Annotated in this window: 18 protein-coding genes and 3 pseudogenes; 6 read left to right on the top strand and 15 right to left on the bottom strand. The window is 60.7% G+C overall.

Annotation, left to right across the window (positions count from 1 at the left end):
• Positions 1-393 precede the first annotated feature (393 nt).
• The 3 genes from ACVOLJ_RS03030 to ACVOLJ_RS03020 all read right to left on the bottom strand — a co-directional run bounded on the left by ACVOLJ_RS03030 (position 394) and on the right by ACVOLJ_RS03020 (position 1800).
• Entirely contained in the window at positions 394-837 is a 444-nt protein-coding gene (locus ACVOLJ_RS03030) for an Imm57 family immunity protein (RefSeq protein ID WP_481563441.1), read from the bottom strand.
• Positions 838-1057: 220 nt separating this feature from the next.
• A complete protein-coding gene (locus ACVOLJ_RS03025; protein ID WP_475278619.1) occupies positions 1058-1498 on the bottom strand; it encodes a YbbD-related protein in 441 nt (146 codons plus the stop codon).
• A 17-nt stretch (positions 1499-1515) separates the two neighbouring features.
• On the bottom strand, positions 1516-1800 hold the full coding sequence (locus ACVOLJ_RS03020; protein ID WP_475278620.1) for a hypothetical protein: 285 nt from the start codon (positions 1798-1800) through the stop codon (positions 1516-1518).
• A 16-nt stretch (positions 1801-1816) separates the two neighbouring features.
• On the opposite strand from ACVOLJ_RS03020, the pseudogene ACVOLJ_RS03015 reads away from it, so the two are divergent.
• Positions 1817-2085: pseudogene (locus ACVOLJ_RS03015) on the top strand (cold-shock protein); the annotation flags it as partial.
• A 1010-nt stretch (positions 2086-3095) separates the two neighbouring features.
• Here the strand turns inward: ACVOLJ_RS03015 and ACVOLJ_RS03010 are convergent.
• Both ACVOLJ_RS03010 and ACVOLJ_RS03005 read right to left on the bottom strand, forming a co-directional pair.
• Positions 3096-3515, bottom strand: coding sequence for a hypothetical protein (locus ACVOLJ_RS03010; protein WP_475278621.1), 420 nt, complete (start codon positions 3513-3515; stop codon positions 3096-3098).
• Between the two features lie 89 nt (positions 3516-3604).
• Complete coding sequence (locus tag ACVOLJ_RS03005) at positions 3605-8263, bottom strand: RHS repeat-associated core domain-containing protein (protein WP_481563425.1); 4659 nt, start codon at positions 8261-8263, stop codon at positions 3605-3607.
• Positions 8264-8771: 508 nt separating this feature from the next.
• Between ACVOLJ_RS03005 and ACVOLJ_RS03000 the strand changes: the two are divergent.
• Positions 8772-9422 (top strand): annotated as a pseudogene (locus ACVOLJ_RS03000) (magnesium chelatase domain-containing protein); the annotation flags it as partial.
• Between the two features lie 817 nt (positions 9423-10239).
• On the opposite strand, the gene ACVOLJ_RS02995 reads toward ACVOLJ_RS03000, so the two are convergent.
• The 5 genes from ACVOLJ_RS02995 to ACVOLJ_RS02975 form a co-directional block, all read right to left on the bottom strand.
• A complete protein-coding gene (locus tag ACVOLJ_RS02995; RefSeq protein ID WP_197612464.1) occupies positions 10240-11196 on the bottom strand; it encodes a reverse transcriptase family protein in 957 nt (318 codons plus the stop codon).
• Entirely contained in the window at positions 11174-11467 is a 294-nt protein-coding gene (locus tag ACVOLJ_RS02990; RefSeq protein WP_065197327.1) for a helix-turn-helix domain-containing protein, read from the bottom strand. The genes ACVOLJ_RS02995 and ACVOLJ_RS02990 overlap by 23 nt, the downstream gene beginning before the upstream one ends.
• A gap of 51 nt (positions 11468-11518) precedes the next feature.
• The gene (locus ACVOLJ_RS02985) at positions 11519-11752 is read right to left on the bottom strand and encodes a hypothetical protein (protein WP_081280509.1); all 234 of its coding nucleotides are present in this window, start codon (positions 11750-11752) and stop codon (positions 11519-11521) included.
• A gap of 374 nt (positions 11753-12126) precedes the next feature.
• Positions 12127-12582 carry a DUF4411 family protein gene (locus ACVOLJ_RS02980; RefSeq protein WP_065197325.1) on the bottom strand — a complete coding sequence of 152 codons (456 nt, stop codon included), beginning with the start codon at positions 12580-12582 and terminating at the stop codon, positions 12127-12129.
• Complete coding sequence (locus ACVOLJ_RS02975; protein ID WP_197612463.1) at positions 12579-13625, bottom strand: ImmA/IrrE family metallo-endopeptidase; 1047 nt, start codon at positions 13623-13625, stop codon at positions 12579-12581. Before ACVOLJ_RS02975 ends, ACVOLJ_RS02980 begins: the two co-directional genes overlap by 4 nt.
• Before the next feature lie 279 nt (positions 13626-13904).
• Here ACVOLJ_RS02975 and ACVOLJ_RS02970 point away from each other — a divergent pair, with 279 nt between their 5' ends.
• A complete protein-coding gene (locus tag ACVOLJ_RS02970; protein WP_309908302.1) occupies positions 13905-14477 on the top strand; it encodes a recombinase family protein in 573 nt (190 codons plus the stop codon).
• Here ACVOLJ_RS02970 and ACVOLJ_RS02965 read toward each other — a convergent pair.
• Both ACVOLJ_RS02965 and ACVOLJ_RS02960 read right to left on the bottom strand, forming a co-directional pair.
• Positions 14474-15175 (bottom strand): hypothetical protein, encoded by a 702-nt coding sequence (locus ACVOLJ_RS02965; RefSeq protein ID WP_197612461.1) that lies wholly within the window; start codon positions 15173-15175, stop codon positions 14474-14476. The genes ACVOLJ_RS02970 and ACVOLJ_RS02965 overlap by 4 nt on opposite strands.
• Positions 15176-15185: 10 nt before the next feature.
• Positions 15186-15527, bottom strand: a complete 342-nt coding sequence (locus tag ACVOLJ_RS02960) for a helix-turn-helix domain-containing protein (RefSeq protein WP_197612460.1) — start codon at positions 15525-15527, stop codon at positions 15186-15188.
• 343 nt (positions 15528-15870) lie between these two features.
• On the opposite strand from ACVOLJ_RS02960, the gene ACVOLJ_RS02955 reads away from it, so the two are divergent.
• The gene (locus ACVOLJ_RS02955) at positions 15871-16473 is read left to right on the top strand and encodes a hypothetical protein (protein ID WP_481563424.1); all 603 of its coding nucleotides are present in this window, start codon (positions 15871-15873) and stop codon (positions 16471-16473) included.
• Between the two features lie 104 nt (positions 16474-16577).
• Here ACVOLJ_RS02955 and ACVOLJ_RS02950 read toward each other — a convergent pair whose 3' ends face one another.
• The gene (locus ACVOLJ_RS02950) at positions 16578-18233 is read right to left on the bottom strand and encodes a recombinase family protein (protein WP_309908306.1); all 1656 of its coding nucleotides are present in this window, start codon (positions 18231-18233) and stop codon (positions 16578-16580) included.
• A 14-nt stretch (positions 18234-18247) separates the two neighbouring features.
• Between ACVOLJ_RS02950 and ACVOLJ_RS02945 the strand changes: the two are divergent.
• Together ACVOLJ_RS02945 and ACVOLJ_RS02940 are read left to right on the top strand one after the other, a co-directional pair.
• Positions 18248-19126: pseudogene (locus ACVOLJ_RS02945) on the top strand (YifB family Mg chelatase-like AAA ATPase); the annotation flags it as partial.
• Positions 19127-19254: 128 nt separating this feature from the next.
• Entirely contained in the window at positions 19255-23601 is a 4347-nt protein-coding gene (locus ACVOLJ_RS02940) for an AAA domain-containing protein (RefSeq protein WP_481563423.1), read from the top strand.
• Here ACVOLJ_RS02940 and ACVOLJ_RS02935 read toward each other — a convergent pair.
• Positions 23598-23972 carry a hypothetical protein gene (locus tag ACVOLJ_RS02935; protein WP_481563422.1) on the bottom strand — a complete coding sequence of 125 codons (375 nt, stop codon included), beginning with the start codon at positions 23970-23972 and terminating at the stop codon, positions 23598-23600. The two genes, ACVOLJ_RS02940 and ACVOLJ_RS02935, sit on opposite strands and share 4 nt — an antisense overlap.
• Before the next feature lie 259 nt (positions 23973-24231).
• Positions 24232-26538 carry a TonB-dependent receptor gene (locus ACVOLJ_RS02930; protein ID WP_481563421.1) on the bottom strand — a complete coding sequence of 769 codons (2307 nt, stop codon included), beginning with the start codon at positions 26536-26538 and terminating at the stop codon, positions 24232-24234.
• Positions 26539-26548 lie beyond the last annotated feature (10 nt).

Here is a 26548-nt window from a genome sequence, read left to right as displayed (position 1 = left end):
CACATCTGGCGGAGGCATCCGATTGATCGACGCCCCCGCAGGCAGGATCTCCCAGCTGGTGATCGAGCCGCAGACCGTCTTATGAATCAACCTACGACTATCCAACCCCCGTCTGGAAAGTTCGGCAACAACCACTTCAGGAGGGTGGCGATCAAAGCCCTTGTAGGTAGTGCAGCTCTTTCCCGTCTGACCCATGGGGTACGTTGAACTCTCCGACTCTTCCCTGCACCCCAGCAGGCCCAGGCCGAGCGAGAGGAGGGTCAGTGTCCGAATGCATCGCATTGCCAGTCGCTCCTTCTTGCCGCTGCGTCGGTGTGCATTGTGGTGATTGGAACGGTGCGGGTAGGGTTGCACGAGCTGGCAAGTGCCATGGTGATCAAGCAAACACCAGACCTAGACACCATCGCAGTCACTGCCCGTCTTCACCCACCCCTCAATTTCACCCAGGGACTTCTGGATATCCGCGACTGAGCTACACATGCTTTCCGGCGCGACGTCGAAGCTGTTCCTGCCCGCTCGCTGCTTGAATGCCTCCAGTTCAGAGCGGCATTGTGCCGCAAGCTTCTTGGCATCCAACTTCGCAGCAGCCTGAACGACTGAGCCGCCTCGCGAAGCCACGTAGCACTTGTAGTCCGCTGAGAGTGCTCCGTCCATGCGAAAGCGTGAGAGTTCCAGCAAGTGCTTGGGGGCAGAGGAGCTTCTACTGCCTCCTATAAGAGCGAGCCCGAGCTCCGCACCATCGGCCCCTGCGCAGGCATAGGGGCTCTGCGAACACAGTGACCTGCTTTCCGAACTCTTATGGATGGCCAACGACGCGAGAATGGCGTGCTCTGCCATCTCAATATCCGCCGCAAGTCGCTCGGCCATTGGACGAGCCGACGCCGAGCCTGCAAGCGCGACGCATAGAACGAGGCATGGAATTAGCACTTTAGCCTTCATTGGCTTACCAGAAGCGTGGAAGAAGAGTACGCACGAGCGATGTCGGGCACGGGCGCGCAGTGCAGAGGTCCCGAGCCGTGCCCGAGGGACGAGGGACTCCTCACAAAGCAGTTTGGCCTCAGAACTTTACTCTGCTGTAAACAAGGTCCAGGTCTTCATCATGCACGACCCAGCGACCAGCATTGCCCTCCGGACACAGGTAGAACTTTCCGGCGTAATTTGACGCGCGCGACCAAGCACTTCGGGCGAACTGGGGAAACCGCCGCATGACTCGCGCGTCCGGCATCTCCGGCCTGCTTGCCAGCGTGCAGTCTTCAGGCAAAGTAAGAATCCCGCTGGTTGGACGAAAGACCAACCACGACTCATTGGTGTCCATGTCGTGCGTCTCTTGTATGTTGACAGCATCCTCAGGCAACCACTCGGGCAACCACTTCGATTCACCGACTGCCTGTCTCGAAACGGCTTGGTTTCGGTCTGCATATTGGGTGCTTGCAACTTCCGAGCAGCCAGAAAGTGCGAGTGCCAGCGTGACCATCAGGAAGAGCTTGCGAGTGTTCATTGGAGGCATGCAAGTCATCAGTAGGGGAAATTTCCACCGGGACGATAGCTCCCGCAGATCTGCGAGCAACTCCCAGCAGGGCTTATTCGTCCAGATGATCGTCCAAGGCGATTTGCCAATTGATCCGCAGCGGAGTCGGCGGCAGAATCGCCCTTGATGTTTTGATCGAACCACTCGCGCCCGTCGCTTATGCACTGAGCAGCAGCAGATCCGCCCATACCCTTCTGTGCGGCTTGGCAGTTTGCCATGCAATGGAAGTACTTATCTTCGCCACTCCATCCATTGTGAGACCCACCAACCACGTGTGTGGTTCACCATCTGGTGATAGATGTGGAAAACGCCCCCTCACACGTGCTGAACCGGATGCCCGCAGATGCACTTACGCGGGCGCCGGATATAGGGCGCCGGGAATAGAACGCCTGCGTCTCAGTTTCGAGCTCTGGTGGGACTACCACCAGAGCCAGGGCGGGTTGCTGGTGGAGAGTGCAGGAACATCGTGGATCGAAGCGCTGCTTGGGCGCTTCAATAAGTCCGTGCCTGATGAGCAGCGTTGTTTGTTGGGGACCGCGGGCCGCCGTTGGTCGTAATCCCCTCTAGCCGCTCCGCCAACGACTCCCGACGGCAGCCCGCAGAGTGCCCGTCGCACCATCGTGCGTCCTCTGTCCACCCTCCACAGACCATCAGATTGGGATCCGTCGCATTAAACGAATTGCGACGCCGTCATTGATCAGATTCGCGTCCGGCCAGAGGCTGACCTCCCCGGGTACTGGACAAACCCAGCTCCCCACGTAGCAATTCTACCGTCCAGTGACGCTGGCCCGATGCTCGACCATCAGGGGCAGCGCCGACATCATGGGCGGTCCGTACTGACGGAAACGGAGCCGTCTTCCCTCAGCCGGACGCTTACATACACATCTGGCGGAGGTATCCGATCGATCGACGCCCCCGCAGGCAGGATCTCCCAGCTGGTGATCGAGCCGCAGACCGTCTTATGAATCAACCTACGACTATCCAACCCCCGTCTGGAAAGTTCGGCAACAACCACTTCAGGAGCGTGGCGATCGAAGCCCTTGTAGGTAGTGCAGGTCTTTCCCGTCTGACCCATGGGGTACGTTGAACTCTCCACCTCACCCCTGCACCCCAGCAGGCCCAGGCCGAGCGGGAGGATGGTCAGTATCCGAATGCAGCGCATTGCCGGTCGCTCCTTCTTGCCGCTACAGTGGCGTGCATCATGGTGTTTGGAACGGTGCGGGCAGGGTTGCACGAGCGCGCAAGTGCCATGGTGATCAAGCCAACACAAGACCTAGACACCATCGCAGTCATTGCCCTCCTTCACCCACTCCGCAACTTCACGCAAAGACTTCTGGATATCCGCGACTGAGCTACACATGCTTTCCGGCGCGACGTCGAAGCTGTTCCTCCCCGCTCGCTGCTTGAATGCCTCCAGTTCAGAGCGGCATTGTGCCGCAAGCTTCTTGGCATCCAACTTCGCAGCAGCCTGAACGACTGAGCCGCCTCGCGACAGTCAAGCATCGTCCACTTCCAGAAGTTCCAGCGGAACGATTCCTCCTGTTGCAGTATTGATCCGCACGCAAACTCATTCTGCCTCTTCTTCTTCGTAGCCTTCATCTGGCGCGTCTACGTAGAACTGCTCCACCACTTCCCACCCGAACTCCTTTTCAAGTGCCTCTCGCACTAAACCAGGAATCGCAAACCATGCGGTGTTTGTGTGTGAGTCAATACCTCGCGGGTCGAACCACGAAAGAAGGTGCACAGTTTCAGCGCCGGTCATCCGACTTCTCTCGTCATTGAGAATTGCCCGACGATGTTTTTTAAGAAGTAGCCGCAATTGCTTTACTGTCGAAATCCCAAGCTGGCCAAGTTCAGCCACCACCGCTGAGAGGTCAAAGTCACCATAGTCGTGGCGGCGGCGGAAAAGACTGAGTACTACCTTCCTAATTGCGTCTGGAGTAATTTCCCCCATGTCCTTTGTCGCACGCGCACGCAACTTCTTCATCTATTCAACCTCACGTCTGCGCCAGTGTCGCCGCTAGTGAGCGGGAGATACTCCCGGCTCTTGCTGAATCAAACAGGATTTCTCTGGCTCTAGAAGAGCTGCGATGTCGTCCCGCCCGTAGGACAGATTGCTACATTTGGCTCAGTGAAATCTACCCCGCCGCAGGCCTCGGGAAATAGGTCGCAAAGGGTCTTGCACGAGTTCAGATCTCCGTTCTCGCAGGCGACTTGGAGAGCAACTCTGAGTGCGAAGATGGGCCCGATCGCTTTGGGCGGAAGCAGAAACGGTGGTTTCTTCTTATAGGTTCTCTTTCCTGAATTGCTATCGTACTGCCATCCCCACCCGGGTCGTTTCGGATCATCCTTCCATTTTTTTCCTGGATTGTTAGTCCCATCCGGCGATCTAGTCTGATTTCTTTCACCGCGACGTCCCGACATCTCACCGAGTGGATCAACGTTCAGAACGGGATCAGATTCGGAGTAGACAAATGTACTGATGCCGCCTTCCAACCCAATGGGATCACTCTGCGAGTAGCGCCCCACCCCCGGCTCATAGTCCCGCTGGTAGTTGTAGAACATGCCACTCGCAGCCGTCGCCTGCTGGCCCGGGAAGCGCAGCGCCAGTTCGAACGCCACACCATCTCCATCAGGATCATTGGCCGGCGCCTGGTCGCCAAACACCTCGCTCTTGCTGCTCCATTCCCAGATCGCCACATCCCGCACCGGGTCGATCACCACGCGCGGCGTACCCAGATGATCCGGCTGGACGTAGGCCAGCTCCGGTACGCCGGCGCTCGGCACATTGATCAACGCCACCGGATAGTTGTCCAGCCAGATCGCCTGCTGCTGCGCCTGCCCCGTGGCCGAGTAGTTGCCCACCCACTGCCCTGCCTCGTCATACAGGGTAATCTGAGCCGCACCACCGGCCGGGGTACGCAGCACGCGCTCACCGCGATGGTTGTAGGCGTAGCTCTCCAATGTGGCGTTGCCCTGCTTCACTGCGTTCATGCGGTTGGCATCGTTGTAGGTGAAAGCCTTGCTGCCAATGCTGGTGGTGTTGCCCGATGCGTCGTGATTCCGCACCTCGCCATCCACCGCAGTCAGCCGGTGGCTGGTGGCCGGATAGGTGTAATTGGCGGTTCCTGCCGAAGTGGTCAGCGAGATGCGGTTGCCGGTTGCGTCGTAGCCGTAGGTTTCAATCGGCGTGCCGGTCGTACCGTCCTGGGTCTGGGTCAGGCGGCCGAGCGCGTCATAGGCGTACTTGGCCAGCACTTCGGACCCTGCTCCATTCTTCAGCTCGATGATCGAACCGACCGGATCATAGCCATAGCTCAGCGATAGCCCGCCTGTTGCCGGGTCATGCACGGCCTGCTGGCGGTAGTCCAGGTCCAGTGGCCGCTGCAATTGACGGCCGTTGCCGTAGGTCCACCCTGACGCCGGGCCGAAGGCCGCGTAGGTCACGTTGTTCACCACGATCTGCCGCGACTGCCCAGGGCGGGTCAGGCCGATCTCACTGACGCGCCCCTGGGTATCTCGCACGTAGTCGGCCACGCTGCCGTCCGGGTAGGTCAACGCGGTCAGGCGGCCGGACTTGCTGTAGGCATAACGCAGCATGCTGACGACGCCGTTGACGGTCTGCACCTTGCGGGTGACCTGGCCGAAGCGGTCATGGCAGTACTGGGTGCTGCCATTCGCGTGCAACACCTGCCCCAGGCGCCCCTTGGCAAAGCGCTCGTCGGCGGCGCAGGCAGCCGGTGCCACGTCATAGCTATAGCCCACATCCAGATTGGGGTCTGGGTAGGCGATGCCGATCAGGCGGTTGAGCGCGTCGTAGCTGTAGGTAGCGGTGATGCCCCGCGCATCGGTGGCGGTCTTGCGGTTGCCAGCCAAATCAACGGTGAAGCTGCTGGCGCCACTGTCCGGACTGACCTGTCCAGTCAGATCACCGAAACCGTTATAGGCATAGGTGGTGTGCAGGCCCTTCGGGTCGGTCACCTGGGTGACCTGGTCCAGCGCGTTGTACTGGCTGCGGATTTCCGCAGCAACACCTCCCACGTCCTGCAGGGTCCGAGCCAGCCGGTTCAGGGGATCGTACTGCTGGCTGGAGACGCGCTGCAGGGCGTCGGTTACCGTCTGCGGGTTGCCGTTGGCATCGTAGGTGAAGCTGGTGGCGTGGTTGCCGGCGTCCTTCAGCGCCGTAAGCTGGCCAATCGTGTTGAAGGTGCGTGCTAGGGTGCGGCGCAGGGTGCCACCCGCATCGAGGGTGTCCTCCTTCAGGCGATTGCCGGCATTGTCCAGCGTGTAGTGGATGGTGTTTCCGGCGTTGTCCTCAATGTCGGTAAGTCGCTGTGCCGCGTCATACACGTAAGTCACGCTGCCGCCATCGGGCTCGGTGATCTGCTGCACCTGACCGGTGGGCCAGTAGCTGATCTGGGTGGATCGATCCTCGGCGGTGGTGGCTCCGCGTACGGTCACCGAGGCGGGCCAGCCACGAGCGTGGTAGGCGTAGTCGGTGACGACGCCATTGGCATCCTTCACCGACAACGGTCGCCCGTAGGCGTCGTAGGCCAACGTCTCCACCGTCTGACCGAGTGCATTGGTGACACTGCGCAGGTCGCCCTTGCGATAGGTACAGGCCCCATTGGTCGCGCATCCTGCGTCGTCTGCGGCGTAGTAGGCATAGGTGCTGACGTCGGCCACGTCGGTGCGTGCGCCGTCCACGCTCTTCAGCAGCCCCTCCACGGGGCAACTACCCGCTGCGGCCACGTCCGCGGCCTCGCAATAGGTATACGTGGCCGTACGCGTCTGCCCGGACGCCAGGTCCTTCAGGGTCACGCTCACCGGTTGTCGGCGCGAGTTGTAGGCGGTGCGCGTCTCACGCTGAGCGATAGTCGTAGCCAGCACCGCGTTGGTCACACTGTCGCGCGTGGTCTGCACAACACGCTGTTCAGGCAGGCCCACCGCATCGGTGATGGTATGGGTGTTGACCGGTCGGCCCGTCACCGCGTCGACGCCTTCGCTGTAAGTGTGCTTGGTCTGGACGCCGCGCCGGTCCGTATAGGTATCCAGACGCCGGCGGAAATCGACCGCGCCGTCATAGTAGGTGCGGCTGATCGAACCCTGGGCATCGGTCGTGCCCGACACCTTGCGGGGAGGCGCGCTGTCGCCACCGGGTGTCAGCGTGTAATCGGTCTGATGGCCCAATGCATCGGTGACCACCGCACCGCCATTGGGGCTGTAGGCAAGGGTTACGCCATCAGCACCACCCGCGTGCTGGCTCGAAATGACGCGACCGATGGTGTCATAGGTGAAGGTGCTGTAGCGGCGCCCATCCTCGGCGGTAATGCCGGTCAGGTGCTGGGGGAAATCCTGATTCTCGTAGTGATAGGTGCGCACCCCGCCGCCAGCGTAGGTGACGGTAGCGACCTGCCCATGCGCGGTGTAGGTATAGCTCGCCTGCGGCACGCCCGCGACCAGAACGGAGCTGATCAGGGCTTCGTAGTCGTTGGACTGATAGACGAATTCAAGCGTACGGCCGCTGCTGTGCACTACGGCAGCGAGGCGCTGGCTGTCGTCATAGACGAAGGTGAGCGAGGTGCCGTCCACAAAGTGCTTCGCGGCGAGCCGACCCGCATCGTCGAATGTCGAAATGGCGTCGGACGCGTACAGCGTCCAGTTCCCATTCTGGACCAGGCGATCGCCACTGCTGTCGGCGGCCTCGTAGACCTGCCCGATCTTCTTGAAGGCGCGCTGGAAACCAGTGGCTTCAACGATGCCTGCGCCACCCGCCCCATCCAGTGCCAGTTGCGCTCCAAGCGAATGTGTCCAACCGTAGCCGAAGCCTCCAGACGAGGTGGATATTCCCGAATGGTAATAGCGCGTCAGTGCAATCCAGCCCAGATCGAAGTCATGCGCGATCTCGTACTTCTCGCCGGTCTTTACGTCGCAGGGGTTGCCTACCGTGCCAGTACACGGAGGCTCCTGCGATGCAGCAGTGCTGGAGGGATTCGGGCTCATGCCACTCATGGCGCTGTTACCCGAGGCCGGGCAGTTGCCGTTCCCGCCATCCTTGTCGCACTGCGTCGACTTGGAGGTGATGGTTGCTACGAACTCTTCGCTGACGCAGGCTTCGTGCTTGTTGGACCACTGGGTGAAGGGGACCGGGCAGTTCAGACGCCGGGTCCGCGTCATATGAGCATCGCTTGGATATGGCGTGCACGGCGACTCGGCTGTGTTGTCGCCGGTCATGTATATCACTTCAAATTCACGTGTCTCGATGGTTCCTTCCATGTCCGGGCTGAGCGCATACCACTCGCTTGTAGGCGTGACGGCTGCACCCGGGCATACAGGATTGAATGCCTTGATATAAGCGAGATAGGAAGCGACCATCGCCTCTTCGGTTGGGAACATATCGGTACTGAGATACGACCATTCAGGATCGGAAGGCTGGGACTTTCCCATCCAGTAGGTAATTGAAGTATTGCCTTCCAGGTCGACCACGGTGGACTTGATCGAATTGACGGATTTCCAACCACTCTGGAACTCCGGCGGGAACGGACTCGGCGCGGGCAGGCTCTGGATCGCCTGCACCGCTGCCTGCTGGGTCTTGTACTGGGTCGAATTTCCGCCTGGCTGTGAGATGCGCCAGGTTTTTTTGCTTTCCTGCGCCTGCGCGGCAAGGGGGGCCGCGCAGCCAAGCGCGACCATCGTCAGCGCCACACATGCCAGCTTCATTGTCCGTTCGAACATCCGTGTTCTCCTTCCTGGGCGAATACCGCGCCGGGAGGGACGAAGGCGCACAGGCGGATCACCGCCCTGTCGCGCCCTGCTTCGGATCGTCCCTGTTCCGGAATGCGGCCATGCCGCATGGGGCAGTTATCTAGGAAAAAGTAAATGCGTGCAAGCTTAAGAGTACGCAACCCATCACAAATTTATCAATGAAACCGTTAAATTTGGATAATAGGGAATCGCTTTTATCCTCAGGCCCATGCGGCAGATGAAGCGCCATCGGTCGGTCTCAGGTCACTTCCTTCAGTAGTTGTGCTCTTCTTGACCGGCGCATGGAATCGAAAGAATCGAGTCGAATACAACGAGTTCCGAGTGTGGAAAAGGCGGGGCGGGCGCGCGCTCTCTGGCCAGCGTCGAGCGCGCTAGACAGCCTTGCAGGCCAGAATCCCTAGCCGCTCCTCCAGCAATCCCCGATGGCTAGCCGCAGCGCGCCGCCCCACCATCAAGCGCCCTCCGCAGGAAACCAAACATGAGCCTGGCGCTGGTCCACAGCCGTGCCCGCGCCGGGGTCGATGCCCCGCTGGTGCGCATCGAAGTGCATCTCTCCGGCGGTCTGCCCGTTACCCAGATTGTCGGCCTGGCCGAGACCAGCGTGCGCGAGTCACGCGAGCGTGTGCGGGCCGCGCTGCTCTGCGCGCGCTTCGACTTCCCACAACGGCGCATCACCTTGAACCTGGCCCCGGCCGACCTGCCCAAGGAAGGTGGTCGCTACGATCTGGCCATTGCGCTGGGCATCCTCGCGGCCAGCGGTCAGGTCGATCCGCAATCGCTGCTGCAATACGAATTCCTCGGCGAACTTGGCTTGACCGGCGAGCTGCGTGCGGTGTCCGGCGCACTGCCAGCGGCCATTGCCGCCGCCGAAGCCGGGCGCATCCTGATCGTGCCGCCGGGCAATGCCGCCGAGGCGGCGCTGGCCCAGCACGCAGACGTGCGCGTGGCGCGCACCCTGCTGGAATGCTGTGCCGGGCTGGGTAACCCGCACCTGCTGCCGCAGGTCGAACGCGTGGACACCACCCCGCTGCCGCTGCCGGATCTGGCTGATGTGCGTGGGCAGGCGCACGCGCGACGCGCGTTGGAGGTGGCGGCGGCCGGAGGCCATCATCTGCTTCCATTTGGAAGCTATTACACCCCTTTTTTGGAAAGCAGCAAATTGGAGAATTTGCAGCCTTGCTCACTCGGCTCTAAATATTCGTTGTGGCAGTTCCGCCACCCGCTGCTGAGGCTAGACCCGCAGTCAGGCACCCACCCCAATAAAGGGAAGAAGCATCCAAAATTTGTAGACGAACATGACGCACAAAGAAAAAATTTCAAACTATTCGAGGTATCGCGGAGTACTGCAGGTTGAACCTGCACCATGGAACACGGCAGAGCCCAAGAAGAAGAATTCTTGCGTGGAGGGGTGGAAGCAGTTCCTATCCGAACTCAGCCAAGACTCATACCTGTGGACCTTGTCATTCATGCGTCCCTATTCCGACTCCCAATGCATCAAGGCCCTCTGGGAAGCAACGAAGTACATCAACAGAGAGATGTGGGGACCTAGATGGTCGAAGAAGAGGGCTGGCATGCATGCTACGGTCGTCGCGGAAAGGCACCAACTCAGCCAGGAACTGAGAGGCAGGCTCCATTTCCACGTGCTGGTGCATGACTTGGAGGACGTATGCGAGGAACGTCTTAGGTCCGCAGTGATTCGCACAGCAGAATGGCTTCGTGACGAACACGGACAGACGATGTCTGCGGCGGAGAGAACGGATGTCCGGAAGGTGAGCGACAGCGACGGTCTTGCGTCCTATTTGGCTAAGGACATTGGTTCATGGCCGAACGAACGGGGTAACAGCGTGTTCTTCATTCGCCCGTCGGGCCTCGAAGGTGTCGTAGTCGAGAACATGACGTCAAAGCAGCTTCAGCGCCTTCACTAAGCCCAAGATGGCTCGCCTGTTCTAGACTGCTGCTGTCAGCAGTCTTCTGAGCGCATCAAGCCTACTCTTCAGCATTTGGCCCTCATTTGGATGAAGTCGTCGCAGGCGAGCAACTTGCCCCGACACACTGCTCAGGCGCCTAAGCAGCTCATCAGAAGGCCCGGCTAGAGCCATCCGTTCCAGGCCATGCACAGCCCCCCGTATCGCGTGTCGTTCCTTTTTCGTAAGGGCGACGCGTGTATTAGTCTGAAGTTTTGTCACTAGAACAGGACCATTAGCCCACTGAATCTGCTGCTTTGCTCTTTTGGGGCGATATCCGTTCCGCCCCATCATCGTATAGACGCGAGAGATGCAAGCAGCAAGCTCCTGTCTACTAAGCTGATTCACAGACGACACCGATACGTCGTCAACATATCGGGAATAGCGAATGCCCTCACGATGCAGCTCCTCATACAGAGCATGCTCTTCGCGCCAAAAGGCCAGATTTGCGAGATGGGAACTCGTTACGGCCCCCTCAGGCAATGCCCCGTTCAGCGTAGTCAGCTGAGTCAGCAGTTCGCTCACCTCAGTAGAGAAGCCGAAGAATCCTCGCCAGATGCCAAGCACGGCCGGTGAACTGGTGGCCGGAAAGAAGCCGGCTACGTCCTCACACACGACCACCGACGCTCCAACGTGCAGACGAGCATTTGCAACTGCGTCCTTCCCTTTGAGACTTCCGGTGAGGTAGTCCGGGAACCTGACTTGGTCCAAAATCCGCTCTTTAATCCGGACTTGGACGCCTTTCAGCTTCACCCTGGCATCGACAGGACGTCTCACAGAGCCATCAGCTTTTACGATTGGCTTTGCCAATCTGTAGCTATTGTCGGCATCTTTGGCTATCTGCAGTAGTTTGTCGGCTGGCACGCCGAGCGTGCGAGACAGCGCCGCGAGGCTTTGGATGCTCCCATGCGGGTAGCTAGGGGGGGGCACTCGGCTCATTCAGCAAGTCCAATGCCACCATGGCCAACTGACCGGCCAGCTCGGCATTGAGACCGGCAAGCTCGCCCTTCTCGGCACCCAAGAAGAACAGAATCTCTGTCGGGATACCCAACGCACTGGCTATAGAAGACACAGTAGATAGCGTGGGGTCTCTCTTGGAGTTCTCCAGAAGCGAGAGATATGAAACCGAACATCCTGCGCGCTGCGCCAGTTCCGCTTGGCTGAGCTGACGACGAATGCGACACATGCGTATCGCGCTCCCGATGTTCATAAGAGGAACCTCCAGAAAACATGAAAGGCTTGTTGTGCATCGCCTATTCCTTCACTTCATCAGTTCGGACACGTTCGTCAACAACCGAACTAAGTCCGCGATTAGCGTAAGAACCCGAAAGCCCAATGTCTCCTTGGCCTTCAATTTCTCGATGTCGTTGCTCTTTTCAAGCAGGGCAATGACAGCGTCAATTTCCGCGATAACACTTGTACCGAGTTGGCCTTGATGAGCGTCACGAATACGTTTGAGTACCGCAACGCTGTTCTCTGTCGTGCGAGCGTCCAATGGACTCTCCTTCAATCCGGGCGACATTGCCCGTGCCCATAGCAAGAAGCCGGAAGGGGCCAACCCGATACAACAAGCCAATCACCATTAAACGCTCTGTAACGTGCCCATCAACTTGCACATCACTTCGTACGACGAATCGGGCCTAGGCTCGAGACGTGTGCACAGCGCATAGCTCCATGAATGGACATGAAGCGTTCTCACTTCATCGAGAACCGATTAGCTAGCTCTTGCTTTCAGCGAACAGAAGGAGGAACTCATACCACCGAGAACATCAACCGAGCGATGTCACTCGGCCTAGGACTCAAGATAGGGGCTCAGAAGGGCGCTGTCAATATTTTTTGACTGTGAGTCAATGCGCACAGCTGGGCGGGCTAGCGATAGCCAGTCTGGCGAAGCACGTCAACCAACGATAGGCACCCAATGCCGAAGTGGGCGCAAGCATTGGGAATCTTAGGCTTTGAAGCCTTCCCCATCGTTTCGTAGGTGACGACGCTTCTCCCCGCCGAAAGAGCGTAAGCGACCACCCACGGGTCCGCACCGGACCTGTCTCGCTCATGGTCTGCCAAGTTCGGGAAAGCGATGAGAACATCCCTCAGTGCGGTCTGCACATCTGCGCTGGCAGGTACAAAGAGCTTTTCCTGGCTTTTCGTCCAAGCCGATAGCTCGTCTTCCTGTCGGTGGAGTTCATGCCTGACTTCGTCAATAGCAGCAACGTGCCCCTGGTCGACCAGGTTCTCCAGCCACCCCCAAATGGGCTGGAACAGGTCCGGGGGATATCGGCGAGTCCAAGGCTCTATGAGTGCACTCGTATCAAAGCTATAGCTCATCGAAGTGTCTCCGGCATCCCTACCTCCGCCTGAATTTTTGGCAGATGCAAAAGCTTGGTCCCTAACATGCGAGAGAGTTCAGTCCCTGTAATGAGCTCACGCTGGTACGCATCAACCACCAAGCGGGTGAATACTCTCCCGTTGTGATTCACCACACGCCGGAAGTACTCAACGAACCCTCCGTCGTCGCTCGAGGCCCCTTCCATTGCCCGCTGTTGTTGAGCTCGCCAATGTCCATAGAAGTCAGGGGATGCGGCACGCCCAATCACTAGACGACGAAGCACAACCTCTGAAGAGGTACCGAAGTGCCTTGATAGTTCAATTAAGGAGGAATCGTCCCACTCACCTTCTGTGTTCCGCCGCAGTCCCTCAACGACGGTCCGTGAGCTCAGGAGGGCATCCATGGGGACCAATGCGGCGCCGGCAATGTGGTTGCAGAAGACCTCAATGCTCTCCTTCAAGGGCGAACGCGTTCCAGTTCCATCCACAAGGTCACAGAGACTGTCTTGTCCCAGTGCAAGGTGGCCGAGCTCATGAAGCAGGGTAAAGGTGCGACCTGCCGGTGCGTCGCCCCCGTTGACAATGACGACTGGCAGCGGGAAAGACGCCAACGCGCATCCCCTCATCACGCTCACCGGAATACCGGAGGCTTGCATGATGAGAACACCCACTCGTTCAATCGCCTCCCGCCAAGTCTTCAACGCCGTGTACTTGTCGCGCCAAAGTCGGTTGCCGGGAGTCGGGACATCCAGCCAGCGCCTGAGCTTGGAACCAACGACTTCAGGGTCATCCTTAAGAGATGCCCTAAAGGTGAACTCAGGCAATGGGACCTCAAGCTCCTCAGCCAAGTCCAACGCATCCTGACGCTTAAGCTCGGCCAGTCGGAGCTCTAGCTCCAATGCGACACCCATTCCCGATTCACTAGTCTCCGGAAGAGTTCTGAAGTCGACTTGTCGCCGTCCTTTCTCGGGCGGAGGCTCAGGAAGGAAGAACGTTGCAGTTGGCCTTTTCAGCCTGTCCGCGATGTCGCGCAGCTGAGCCATGGACGGCTGCTCGATTCCTTCCTCCCAAGCCAATACACGCTCTTCCGCTTGACCAATAGCTCCCGCCAAGCCGGAGACGGTCAATCCAGCCGCTTCTCTGGCCCAAGTCAGCAACGCGGGAGTAACGAGTGCAGGTGGCGTTCTCATGTGTGCAGCATAGCCTTCCATGGCGGCGTGGAGTTCTCAATTTGTATACCTCATGGGACTACCAAACCACCATTCCAAAACTCATCCCAAAATGATAGTCTCGCAACCTCTAGAAATTACGGGACACCCAAGATGGAAGTCGTCGGCTATGCACGTGTCAGCTCAGCAGGCCAGTCTCTAGAGGTGCAGTTGGAGAAGCTGTCGAATGCAGGATGCACCAGGGTCTACCAAGAGAAGCGCTCAGGGCGCCAAGCAGAGAATCGTCCAGCTCTTCAAGATGCTCTCGACTACGTGCGTGATGGCGATGTCCTCGTCATTTCTCGCCTCGACCGAATCGCGCGTTCGGTGCTGGACCTAGCCAAAATCGCCGACCACCTCAAGCGCAAGAATGTGAGTCTCCGCGTGCTGGACCAGGGATTGGACACAAACTCTTCAGAAGGAAAGTTGATGTTCAATCTCTTGGGTGCGTTTGCGGAGTTCGAGGCTGATATACGCGCCGAACGCCAACGCGATGGCATTGCACTCGCTCAGAAGAACGGTACAAAGTTTGGACGAAAGAAGGCACTCACTGAAGCTCAAGAGGCGCGCATTAGGAAGATGCGGCTGGAAGAAGGCTTCAGCATTGACCAGTTAGCTGAGAGATTTGCAATTGGCCGCAGTAGCGTCTATCGAGCCTTGAAAGCTGCTCGCGAGCAGGATAGCTAGCGCTTCTTAGTCCATCCCGGAACGGTGGCCGACCATGCTCTAAACTCAGCGGACACGTTGTAGATGTCCTGGAAGAACTCAGCCACCACCCTGAGCGACTCAATCATATGATGAGTTAGAAGCGACATAGCCTGGTCCTCCCCGCCTGCCTTCGAAACGAGCTGGGCTAGTGAAAGCTCATTGGCTCTCTCAGACTCCGAGTGAAAGAAGTCGTCATTGAACCATGCTCTCACTACGGCAGACGTGTTCAAGTTCGCGCCATCAACAGCCATCGACATCCTGCCCTCGAAAGCGCTGTTCTCCCATCGCAGGCGATGTTGTCTCAAGCAAGGCCGCAAGTCCTCCGCAGCCCCGAGCGAGCGCAGCGAAAGAAGCTTTGTGAAGCAGAGAGGGTCTTTCTCAAGAAAGAAGGGCCGCATCTCCATAGCAAGCACCTTAACGTCAGAGTGCTTGGGCTTTTTCGAGGCCAATAGTTGCCCGTTGTTGAACGCCAGGCCAATGTCACCGACGGCCTGGCGCGCCTCAATAGAGCGCGTAAAACGCAGGAACGCACGCTTTAACCGATTGAAATCTTCATCAGCCAGGGCAACTTGGTAGTCCACAGGTGCCGCTAGGCGAGGGTGGAGCGGCAGCGCCTCTGCCGTCAGAGTACGAACGTAGTTGCCATGTTCATCGACGCAGCGAATCTGAATCTTCACTCGGACTCCTTTATGCAGACGATGAGGGCTTCCCTACCCGACCGGCTCGCAAATCAGCAGCCAACTTTCGCTGCTCGGCGGGCGATAGTGTCGTAGCAAGAAGGATGATGTCCCCCAATGCTTCCGTGTCAGCTAGCAGGTAAGCAAGCGGTACTCCCAGCTCCTTCGCCAACCTACCAGCGGTCGCGAAATCTGGCTCAGAAGTTCCCAACTCGTACCTTGCTACCCTGCTGGACACGACATCCTCCGCCAACCCAATCCGTCGCCCAAGCTCTCGCTGCGAGATGCCCAAAGCCAAGCGCGCTTCCTTAAGGCGCTTGGTGAACAGACTGCGGAGTTTTGGGAGCGCCATAAGCCGAGACGAATCCATCCTGTAGCGGCCTACAGGATGGCCATCTCGCGCACTGCCGTATGCTACATTATCTGTAGCACGACACCTCTTGGAACATTGTTTGCTTTTGCGAGAACGGGCAACCAATGTGTTGCTGAAAGCCTTGCAGGACAAGCATTTCAGGGTTTTTTGTGCTCGCTAAGGTGCATGTGTTTTAAGCAGCCAGAGCTACGGTAACGGGAGCGAGCTATCACTCAATTCCAGAGTCACCTGCTCCGGTCAAGTAGTACCCAAGGTGGCGAGCTGCCGGAGATTTCACCAACTTTTTTGCTAGTCAAGCCAACAACAAGGATGCTTCCCAACGATGAACCAACCTCTGAACCGTTCGGCCCCTGGGCAACCGAAGCGCATATCAATTGGCATGGTCATTCTGTCTGTTGCTCTCGTCAACGTAGCAGCTTGCGCGCGTGACTCAGGGTCACATTCACTAGATGAGATTGCCACTGATTTGCCCAGCTACCTCGCACGCTACCCCGGAGTTCAAAGAGGGCAGACGAGCTCCTGCATTGAGCTGAAAGTCGACTTAGTGCAGGCCGTCAGGAACGGAAGTATCGATGCATCCAGCGGTCTCATTGACCGCACGACAGACCCTAGCCGCCTCAGAAACGGTCAAGTCGTCTACTTCGAAGGGCTCGCCAAGAATGTAATCGTCCCAATCAAGACTGCCAACGAGACGCTATTCTCAGGGACGCTACAGACCGCTGGCTCAACTGATGGACTGCTCTTCCGTTCGTCCGCGCAAGCAACCAATGCAAGAGTGAATGAGGGCTCTCTGATGAAGGGAGGAGCTTCCTCACCGATGATGGACAATCGCGGCGCATATGTCTGTGGGTTTGGAGTGGCAGTTGTCAGCGGCCGCCTGAATGGAATAGCAGTTACCGATGCCATCGAGTTCACGCCACGGTGAGTGCGAGGTCAAAGCAAGTTTGGCTTTTAATCGACTTGTGAACTAAGTACCAGCCACCTATTGGCCCCTTAAAGGCAGAGAGGCGAGCTCTCTGCCCTTCTCGGCTATCCTTTGCCAATAGGCGGAAGGTCCGATAGGTGGACACTATTCTTTCCGATTGGCAACACCATTCTTCGCCGCCCGTCTTTGAAGGTGAGGAAGAGCTTGGGAGAGTTGTTTCCGTTCTTGGTGACATGCGGCTCCCCTCTCCCTACCGCCATGACATCAATCCGACTCAGAAGACGCGAAATGTTCTGTCTAAGTCGGACTCGGAGAAGATAGAGCTGCTGCTTCTCCACTGATGCCATCTGGTCATACAGGCGCAAGAGGTTCTGAGCAAAGGTACCAGGGTCGTCAACGGCCATTCCTAGAGCCGCGTCCTCCGCTTGGAGCTCATCGCAGCGCCTCCTCTGCTCATCCGCCACCCCTTCGAGCGTGGCCACCACACTGACAAGGGTTCTGACGTTTGCCGGGGCCTGCGAGACGAGTTCCGCTGACAGGCTCGCGAGTCTACGCTCTGAGTCAGCTAGCTCCAACGAAACTCGCGCGAGTTCAGTGCGGATATCCTGCCGACGCTGATTGGTGTCAACACCAGCAAGCACCGCTGCCAAGTCAAGCTGGCGAAGCGCGTAGAGCACATACATCTCCACGTCATCGTAGTTCCATGACCTGTACTTGCAGTCCTTGCCACGGCGCCCCTTGGAGCAGACAAGGTAGCGGCCGCCCTTACGTCCTGGACCCTTGTTAGCCATGGACATTGGAGCGCCGCACCAGTGGCAGTACACAAATCCAGTGAAAAGGTTCGTCAGCGTCTCCCCCTGCCGACCAACGAGTGAAGCAATCGGAGCGTACTGCCTCGCGTTCACTCGAAGGAAGAGGTCTTCTTCAAGCACCTTCGGGTAGTAGTCCGGTACCTCGTCGCCGTCAGGTACTCGCTTCTTTACGCCCGTCGCCGAGTCGTAGTACATGCGGTGCGGCTGATAGAAGCCTATGAGAGAGCGGTTTCTAAGAATCTTTGAGACGGATGAGGTTTGCCAGCCCTCATTTGGATTCCGGAAGCTGGCAAAGCCATTGGAGTTGAGATACTTCACGATGCGCCCGCGCCCAAGACCGGCATCGGCCAGCTCGTAAATTTTTCTGACTGCGTCGACGCGCTCCGGAATGGGCTTGAACGAGCCGGTCGCTTCATCGAACTCCAGCCACTCCGGGGCTCTACGACTAACAGGCTTGTTCGCAGCATTCCTACGCTTCGCCTGCCACGCTGCCTTCACTCGCCTGGACTTTGTTTCAGACTCTTCATTGGCGCGATGCATGACACTCAGCGCAATGACCAGTGGCCCGAGCCCTGACGCCTTATCCAGCACCTGCGCCCCGTCATCATTGAGCGGGACAATCTTGATGCCTTTGTCTATCAGAGACACAAGCAAAGACAGCGCATCCATTACCTTCTGACGGGAGAGTCTGTCCAGCGACTCAACCAAGAGGTACGAGCCCTTTGGCACTCTGCCAGCGTCTACCTCTGCAATGAACTTCCCCAAGCCGTTGCGCAGGTTGGCGCCTCGATAGCTGGAGACGCCCAAGTCTTGGAATGCACTGCTCTCCGTGAGGGTCAGATTTTTCTCGCGTACAAACGCATCGATAGCTGCTTGCTGTCTTTCCAGGCTATTCCCTTCACTTTGCTCGGGTGTAGAGAAGCGGATGTACGTGTAAGCTCGCGTCATGGGGTGTAATGTGCCACACATTGCTGCTGATCGGCAGCCCCGGCTGCGGCAAGACACTGCTGGCATCGCGCCTGCCGGGCCTGCTGCCGGATTCCGAAGAGATCGACGCGCTGCAGTTGGCGGCCATCACTTCGGTCAGCGGCGAAGGGCTGGACCCGAAACGCTGGCGGCAACGCCCCTTCCGGGCGCCGCACCATAGCGCCAGTGCCGCAGCATTGGTGGGTGGCGGCAATCCGCCCTGCCCCGGTGAGATCTCACTGGCTCACCATGGCGTATTGTTTTTGGATGAACTGCCCGAGTGGAACCGCAGCGCGCTGGAAACCCTGCGCGAGCCGCTGGAATCCGGCCACATCCGCATCTCCCGCGCGGCACGCAGCGTGGTCTACCCCGCGCGCTTCCAGTTGGTGGCGGCGATGAATCCGTGCCCTTGCGGCTGGGCCGGCGACCGCAGCAACCGTTGCCTGTGCAGCGACGAGCGCATCACCCGCTACCGCGCGCGGGTATCGGGCCCGCTGCTGGACCGCATCGACCTGCACATCAGCGTGGCCCGCATGGATGCCGTCGAGCTGCGTGAGAGCACGCCGCTGGGTGAACCGAGCGCCGTGGTACGGGCGCGGGTGGAAGCGGCGCACGCGCGGCAGCAGGCACGGGGCGGGTTGAATGCCCATTTGCCGCCGGCGGCGCTTCGCGCCTGCACGCGGTTGAGCGAGGGGGATCAGGATCTGTTGGAGCAGGCGATAGAACGACTGCAGCTTTCCGCGCGGGCGATGCACCGCATTCTGCGGGTGGCGCGGACGATTGCTGATCTGGCAGGAAGCGGCGCGATCCAGAGCGCCCATCTGGCTGAGGCGATCGGCTACCGGCAGCTGGACCGTGGCAAGCCGGGAACGTAGCCGCTACCGATACTCGGCAGATGCCCGAGCGGGCCCCGGCGCCTCTCCCCGCCACCGGCCGCGCATGCGACCATGCAGATCCCTGTCCTCTGTGCTGCCTGATGCGTCAGCGGCATGCCTGCCGATCGATGAGTACTCTCCAGCCTCCGCACCTGCCCACGCCCGACACCGCCAACCCGGTGCCGCCGCCCGCCGCGAACGGTGGCGCCCCCCTGGGCGAAACCCGCATGCGCGAAATCGCGGTACGGATCTCGCAGTACTTCCGCGATTTCCTTGAATCGGATTTCAAGCGCGCGCAGGCGCCGCGCCGACGCATCGTGCTGACCAGCGATTCCGGCTTTCGCGCCGGCATGCGCACCGCGCCGTATCCGGCATTGGACAAGGAGCTGTGGAAGCTGATCAGCCGCCCCTCCGGTGAGGAGCTTTCCTTCACCATCGGCCCGCGCAGCTACACCCGTCCGATCAGCGCGACGCTGCGCCGCATCGTCGAGGAACAGGTCAACGCCATCACCGAGACCGCCATCGCCACGGTGCGCGTGGCCGTGCTGGACAAGGCGCGCGCCAGCATGGCCGGTGCGCTGGAAGACCCCGAGGCCTGGGTGGAATCGCTGCAGGGCACCCTGGTCGATGCGATGTGCGCGCAGGTGGTGCGGCCGCTGATCGCGCATCTGGCCGGCCCGCTGCAAGGCCAGGCTTACTGGGTAATGGATTCGCTGCATGCGGCCGAATCGGACCTGGTCAGCCGCGCCGTTGTCGATCTGCACCAGACGCTGCCGGAGGTGCTGGCGCGCCTGCTGGCCACCGGTGATGAACTGCCGCTGCAGCAGGCCTGCGAGCATCAGCTGACCCGCGAAGGCACGATCAGCGCGTTGGTCGCCTTCTTCGAGAACTTCGTGGCGGCCGATGCCTTCCATGAGTTCCGCGACCTGGAAACCTATGTCGCCACCGGCGATGGTCTGCAGCTGTATCTCTACGTGGGCACGCTCAAGTACGCGGGCGTGCAGTACCCGGTGTTCTACCTGCCGCTGGACGTGGTGCGGGCCAAGGATGGTTCGGGTTACACCCTGACCCTCAGCAACCGCCTGTTCGCCAACCGGCGCGCCATCGACTTCGTGCTGCAGGAACTGGCGGTCGGCATGGCACGCGAATGGGTGTCGCCGATCCAGGAACGCATCCAGTACATCGACCCGGCACAGAGCCTGTTTGAAGTGGCGGCATCGCTGTTCCGGCAGGTCGCCAACGCGGTCGACCTGGGTGGCGAGGTTTCGCTGTCCTCCTCGGCCAGCGAGGCTTCCACCGCCACCGTTGCGCTGTCGCCGGCCCTGCACCTGGCCGCATTCGAGCGCGCCGACGAAGCGCTGCTGAATGATTTCGAGGAGATCATCGACCAGGCGCGCAATGGTGGATCGAAGCTGGTGGATCTGTTCCACGGCATGGTGGAAGGTGTGCTGATGCGCAACCCCGAGCCGATCGGCCAGCAGGTGGAATCGGCCTGGGATGCGCTGCCGCTGGTCGACCGCATGGTGTTCGATTCGCCCATTCCGTTGAATGAGGAACAGCGCAAGATCCTGCTGGCCGTGCGCGAGCCGCAGGGCCGCATCGTGGTGGTGGAAGGCCCACCGGGTACCGGCAAGTCGCACACCATCACCGCCATCGCGGCCGACTGTGCGTTCAACAAGAAAAGCTGCCTGGTGCTGTCGGACAAGACCGAAGCGCTGGACGTGGTGTACGACAAGCTTTCCGATGCGATGAGCCGGGTCCGCCACGACCGCGATTTCCCCAACCCGATCCTGCGGCTGGGCCAGCAGGCGGCCAACTTCAAGCGACTGACCTCCACCGGCACGGTCAGCCAGATATCGGCGTTCGCCAAGGCCATGAAGGCCAACCAGCCCGCGCTGGAAAGCGAGCGGCAGGACACCGCCACGACGCTGCGCGAGGCGATCGCCACCACCGTACGGACGCTGGGGCAGGTCTCGCTTGCCGCAGTGAAGACCATGCACGAGCAGGAAGCCACGCTGGCCGAACGCGCGCCTGCGGTGCTGCAGCAGGTGCATGCGGTGATGGACGCCGATGTGCTGGCCGAACTGGGACAGGTAACCGCCCAGGCCGAGCTGCTCGAAACCTATCTTGCGGCCCTGTTCGGCAACACCGACTACACCCCGGCCTCGCTGGATGAGCGCATCCGCCGCGATGCGGTGGTCACCGCGTTTCTGGCCGATCGCCCGGTGGGTGGCTGGGACGTGTTCGAGTCGCTCGATGCCGGGCAGCTGCGGACACTCGGCACGATCCTGCTGCAGTACCAGCAGTTGAAGATGCCGGTGCTGGGCTACCTGCTGCGCGGCAACGCCGTGCGCGGGCTGGAGCTGCAGCTCAGCCAGCTTGGCACCACCCGCCCGCTGCTGCTCAAGCACGATGCAGCGTCGTTGCAGGCCATCGTGCAGGGCGCGAACGCGCTGCGCATGAAACTGGAGGCCGAGGGCCTGGGCGCGCAGCTGCCGGCCAGCTATCGGCAGATTGCCCATGCCGCCGCGCCGGGACCGGGCGCCGCCGTTGCGCGCCAGGCGATGACACTGCTGGCACGGCTCAATCCGGTCATCGTCGAAGCCCTGCTGGCCGAGCCCAAGGACGACCCCACGCTGTGGGCGCTGACGCTGCGCTTCCTGCACGGCTGGATGTCCACCCGCAAGGCCTTCGTGGATGCACCGCAGTACGACTATGTGGGCACCAAGACCCGGCTGGAACGGCTCAACACCTCGGTGATGAACGCGCATGTGGACGGGCGCCTGGTCAACTTCATGGACCACCACCGCGCCGATGCGCGTGCACTGGCCGGGGTGATCGCCAACCGGCAGAAATTCCCGGTGGACAAGTTCGAGAGCGTGCGCGAGTCCTTCCCGGTGATGATCGCCAGCATCCGCGAATTCGGCGAGTACATGCCGCTGGCGCCGGACCTGTTCGACGTGCTGGTGATCGACGAAGGTTCGCAGGTGTCGGTGGCGCAGGCGCTGCCGGCGCTGCTGCGTGCGCGCAAGGTGGTGGTGCTGGGCGATTCCAAGCAGTTTTCCAACGTGAAGGCGGCCAACGCCAGCATCGCGCTGAACGACAAGTACCGGTCGGACCTGGTGAACTACTTCCGTGCCAATGTCAGCCAGCAGGCCGATGTGCTGGAACGCCTGGCAATGTTCGATGTGAAGCGCTCGGTACTGGAGTTCTGCTCACTGTCGGCGTCCTACTCGGTGATGCTGCGCAAGCACTTCCGCAGCTATGCGGAACTGATCGGCTTCTCGTCCTCCACTTTCTACAACCACCAGCTGCAGGCGCTGAAGATCCGCAGCAGGCCGCTGCAGGAGGTGATCCGCTTCAGTCAGGTCGATGCCAGCGCGCACCGCACCAGCCGCAGCACCAACGAAGCCGAGGCGGCCTTCATCGCCGAACGGCTGATCGAGCTGCTCGACAGCGATGCCCCGCCCACCGTGGGCATCATCACCCCCTTCCGCGAACAGCAGACGCTGCTGTCCAAGGCGCTGTTCAACCACGCGCGCGGACGCGATTTCGAAGAGCGCCTGCGCCTGAAGGTGATGACCGTTGATTCCTGCCAGGGCGAGGAACGCGGCCTGATCTTCTATTCCATGGTGGCCACGGTGGGACAGGATGCGTTGAACTACATCTTCCCCATCAGCCTGACCGGCGCGGTGGACGCGGTGGAAGACAAGCTGAAGGTGCAGCGACTCAATGTCGGCTTCTCCCGCGCGCAGGAGGCGATCTGGATCGTGCATTCGATGCCGGTGGATGCCTTCCGTGGTGCGATCGGCCAGGCGCTACGCTACTACGCCAGCCAGCTTGACCGCCCGGCAGCCGACCCCGCACAGACCGACGCGCGCAGCCCGATGGAATCGAAGGTGCTGCAGTGGCTGCAGCAGACGCCGTTCGTGCAGGCCCACGGCGATGCGGTGGAGATCATTCCGCAGTTCCCGGTGGGCGACTACCTGCGCCAGCTGGACCCGACCTACCAGCACCCGGCGTGGCGCGTGGACTTCCTGGTGACCGTGCAGACCGTGCGTGGCGCGCTGCAGATCGTGATCGAGTACGACGGTTTCGAATTCCACTTCCGCCGCGACAAGCCGGTGCATGTGGGCAACCACGAGCGCTATCTGGTGGAGGCCGACGTCGAGCGCCAGCTGACGCTGGAGAGCTACGGCTACCGCTTCCTGCGCATCAACCGCTTCAACCTGGGCAGTGACCCGGTGCAGACGCTGTCTGACCGGCTGTATCGCCTGATCGAAGTGGCAGGCACCGAGATCCGCTCGGTGGCGGTCGACCAGGTGATCGAGCAGGTGCAGGGACTGGAGTCCAAGGAGAAAAAGGTGTGCAGCCGCTGCGGGCAGATCCGCGACCAGGAAGCGTTCTTCGACCCGGACCTGCGCGGCGGTGCCGGCGGCAGCGGGCGCATCTGCATGCCCTGCAAGACAAGCTAAGCCGTGTTGCGGGCGGCCCGGTCACGCAGTGCCACCGCCGCCAACCGCCGGCTGACCAGCCCGTACAGCGCTTCCAGCTCGGCGGCGCGCTCGTCGGTCATGTTGGTGCCGAACAACACCCGCGACAGCGCCGTCGGGTGCGTGTCGTCGGGGAAGCGCACGCGGTTGCGGTAGACCTTCTGCAGCACCAGCCAGGCCGGCCGCAGCCCGCCCCCGGGCAACGCGCCGACCACGCGGTCGTAGATCTGCCAGAACTGGTACTCGGCTTTCAGGTCGACCGCCGGTGCGGCGAACGGAACCGGACGCGAACGTCCGTTGGCGCGCCGGCGCAGCAGCGTAAGCGGGATCGACTGGGGGGACGGTTGTGCCATGTGGACAGCATGACCCAGCAACATTGTGGGAACCTTGCGTTGGTGCCGGAATATCAGTGCTGATTGTGCAAAGTGCGGTGGATGGCCCCGCTTGGGTGGAGCGATTCCGCCGGGCATGGCCCGGCGCTACCGGATTGCGTGCGCCGGGCCCTGCTTTGGTAGATGCCAACCTTGGTTGGCGACGCATTGGCGCCGGCGGGATTCCGTGCGATGCCGCGAAGTGCATCCACGCATGGCGTGGATCTACTGGGGTCGGAGCTCAGAAGGTCATCGAGGTGCTGAACATCACCTGCCGCGGGGCGCTGCGCTGCAGGGTCTGGTAATCGCCCGAGAACGACGAACCGGCGATGGTGGCGGTGCCGATGTTGTTGCGGTTGAACAGGTTGCTCACATCCAGCCGCAGCTCCAGCCCAGGCAGCACGCTGCGCTCGCCCAGCCTGTAGGCGGCATAGGTGTTGACCTGCCAGAACGTCGGCACGCGGATGTCATTCTCGTAAGTGAAGGGCTGGCGCAGGTACGAGGTGCTGGTGGCGCCGAAGCGCCAGTCGCCGAAGTGGGCGGACAGATCGCTGACCAACGATATCTGCGGGTAGCCCGGTTGTGCATTGCCCTTGATCGGGTACACGGTATCGCCCACCACGAAATCACTGTCGTAGTACGAGCGTGCTACCGCGATGCCCTGGTAGAACTGCAGGTGTTGCCGGAGGTCGGCGGTGATGCCGAGGTCGGCGCCGATCACATGCATCTTCGGCATCAGCCGCACGGTATTGATCTGCGCGAACTGGGTACCGATCGCCGCCGACAGCAGGCGGTTGCGGATGTCGTTGTAGAACACATCGGCGGTGACCGTCACCCCGTCGAAGCGGTGGCTGGCACCGACAGTCAGGTTCCAGTTCTTTTCCGGCCGCAGGGAGCCGGCCACGCGATCAAACTCTTCCTGGTCGGTGATGGTCCACGCCGAGGCGGTATAGCCGATGTTGCCGCGCTGGGCGACGCGATAGCCGTTCATGGTGTTGGCCAGATCAATGAAGGCATCGGTCTTTTCGGTCGGGCTCCAGAACAGCGATACATGCGGCAGGAAACTGCTCTTGGCGCGCAGCGTACCGTTCACCGGGCGGTCCGCCGCATCGCCGATGCCACCGCCGCTGGTGCTGAAGTCCACCGCTTTGAAGCCCACGCCCAGCGTGAGCGTGTCGGCCAACGCGATATCGTCATGCAGGTAGAACTGGCGCGAGCGCGTTACCCAGTTCGATGCATTCTCTGTCTGGAAGGCCGGCCCGTACACGTCGAACGGCCCGGTGGCCTTCAATGGCTTGCCTTCGCCCAGCAACGGTTGCTGGTACCACTCGGTCTTTGCCGCGGCCTTGCTCTTTTCCTGCCAGAAGCCGGTAGTGATGGTGTGCGCGCCGGCTTCGAACTGCAGGTTGAACATGCCGCCCAGCCGATTGAGGCGCGGCGTCTGCACCTGTTCGGAGAACGGCGCGCCGTTGGGCGACGGCACAGTCGGATCGGTCAGCGTGGCCTGGGTGTGGCTGTTGGCGTTGTACAGCTGCACGTTGCCGCTCAGTGCCGGCGTGATCTGGAAGCGGTGATTGATCGAAGCGACGCGGTCGCGGGTGGCCTGGCCGGTGTCGTAGGGAATCAGCTCGGACAGTTCGCCACAGGTGTAGGCGCCGCAGGATTTGTCGGCGTTCTCCGGTGAGGCCACGTAGTACGCCCACGCATAGTCCGGATAGAAGCTGTCGGCCTTCCAGCCGAGCTTGCGGATCATGTCGAAGGAGATGTTGTTGTAACCCCACACCGCCGCCTTGCTGTCGGACAGGAATACGGTGAAGTCGCCCCACGCCACATCCTGCTGCGCCTTCAGGTCGCCGCGCAGGAAGTGCTGGGTGCCGCCGCCCTGGTACTTGTCGGCCGAGACGCGCTGCAGGTCGACCAGCAGCTTCGGGCCGTGCTCGCCCAGCTGGCCGCTCTGGCCGGAGACGGTGGTGACCAGCGTGTTGTTGCTGCCCACGCCCTGCTTGATGCGCAGGCCGGGCGTGTCCTGCAGCTCGGCCAGCCGGTATTCCAGGCTGCCGCCGTTGACGCTGCTGGAGAACACGCTGACCGGCGCGCCACCGGGGCTGACCGTGATGGAACCGATGCCATCAGGCACGCCGACGTTGACCACGCTGGTGCCGGTGAGCGACAGGAAACCGTTGTCGTTCAGCGGCACGCCTTCGAAGGTGATGCCCATTTCATTCATGCGGAAACCGCGCACGAACAGGCTGGTGGCGGAAATATCCAGACCCAGCCCATCGGTGGCGGTGTAGCTGGCACCGGGTACGTGCTTCAGCATGGCCAGACCGTTGTTGCCGGTCACCATTGCGTCCAGGTCGGTGGCATTGATGACGTAGCGGTTGGGGCCGACCACCTGGGTGGGGGCAACGGCCGCGCCGCGCGGGGTGGCGACGACCTGCAGTGCGTTCAAGGTGGTGGGGGTGTCGTTGCTTTCGGCGGCGTAGGCCGGTGCAGCGATGGCAGTGCTGAGTGCCAGGGCAAGCAGGGTCGTGGGTGGAGTGTTCATGGCCAGATCC

This window comes from Stenotrophomonas sp. STEN046 (assembly GCF_056759755.1).
This window is presented reverse-complemented; position numbering and strand designations above follow the sequence as displayed.

Bases quoted from the DNA above. Each gene is read 5' to 3' on its own strand.
- ACVOLJ_RS03030 (WP_481563441.1), bottom strand. From the start codon at position 837: ATGGCAGAGCACGCCATTCTCGCGTCGTTGGCCATCCATAAGAGTTCG.
- ACVOLJ_RS03025 (WP_475278619.1), bottom strand. From the start codon at position 1,498: ATGAACACTCGCAAGCTCTTCCTGATGGTCACGCTGGCACTCGCACTT.
- ACVOLJ_RS03010 (WP_475278621.1), bottom strand. From the start codon at position 3,515: ATGAAGAAGTTGCGTGCGCGTGCGACAAAGGACATGGGGGAAATTACT.
- ACVOLJ_RS03005 (WP_481563425.1), bottom strand. From the start codon at position 8,263: ATGTTCGAACGGACAATGAAGCTGGCATGTGTGGCGCTGACGATGGTC.
- ACVOLJ_RS02995 (WP_197612464.1), bottom strand. From the start codon at position 11,196: ATGAGCCGAGTGCCCCCCCCTAGCTACCCGCATGGGAGCATCCAAAGC.
- ACVOLJ_RS02990 (WP_065197327.1), bottom strand. From the start codon at position 11,467: ATGAACATCGGGAGCGCGATACGCATGTGTCGCATTCGTCGTCAGCTC.
- ACVOLJ_RS02980 (WP_065197325.1), bottom strand. From the start codon at position 12,582: ATGAGCTATAGCTTTGATACGAGTGCACTCATAGAGCCTTGGACTCGC.
- ACVOLJ_RS02975 (WP_197612463.1), bottom strand. From the start codon at position 13,625: ATGGCTCAGCTGCGCGACATCGCGGACAGGCTGAAAAGGCCAACTGCA.
- ACVOLJ_RS02970 (WP_309908302.1), top strand. From the start codon at position 13,905: ATGGAAGTCGTCGGCTATGCACGTGTCAGCTCAGCAGGCCAGTCTCTA.
- ACVOLJ_RS02960 (WP_197612460.1), bottom strand. From the start codon at position 15,527: ATGGCGCTCCCAAAACTCCGCAGTCTGTTCACCAAGCGCCTTAAGGAA.
- ACVOLJ_RS02955 (WP_481563424.1), top strand. From the start codon at position 15,871: ATGAACCAACCTCTGAACCGTTCGGCCCCTGGGCAACCGAAGCGCATA.
- ACVOLJ_RS02950 (WP_309908306.1), bottom strand. From the start codon at position 18,233: ATGACGCGAGCTTACACGTACATCCGCTTCTCTACACCCGAGCAAAGT.
- ACVOLJ_RS02940 (WP_481563423.1), top strand. From the start codon at position 19,255: ATGAGTACTCTCCAGCCTCCGCACCTGCCCACGCCCGACACCGCCAAC.
- ACVOLJ_RS02935 (WP_481563422.1), bottom strand. From the start codon at position 23,972: ATGGCACAACCGTCCCCCCAGTCGATCCCGCTTACGCTGCTGCGCCGG.
- ACVOLJ_RS02930 (WP_481563421.1), bottom strand. From the start codon at position 26,538: ATGAACACTCCACCCACGACCCTGCTTGCCCTGGCACTCAGCACTGCC.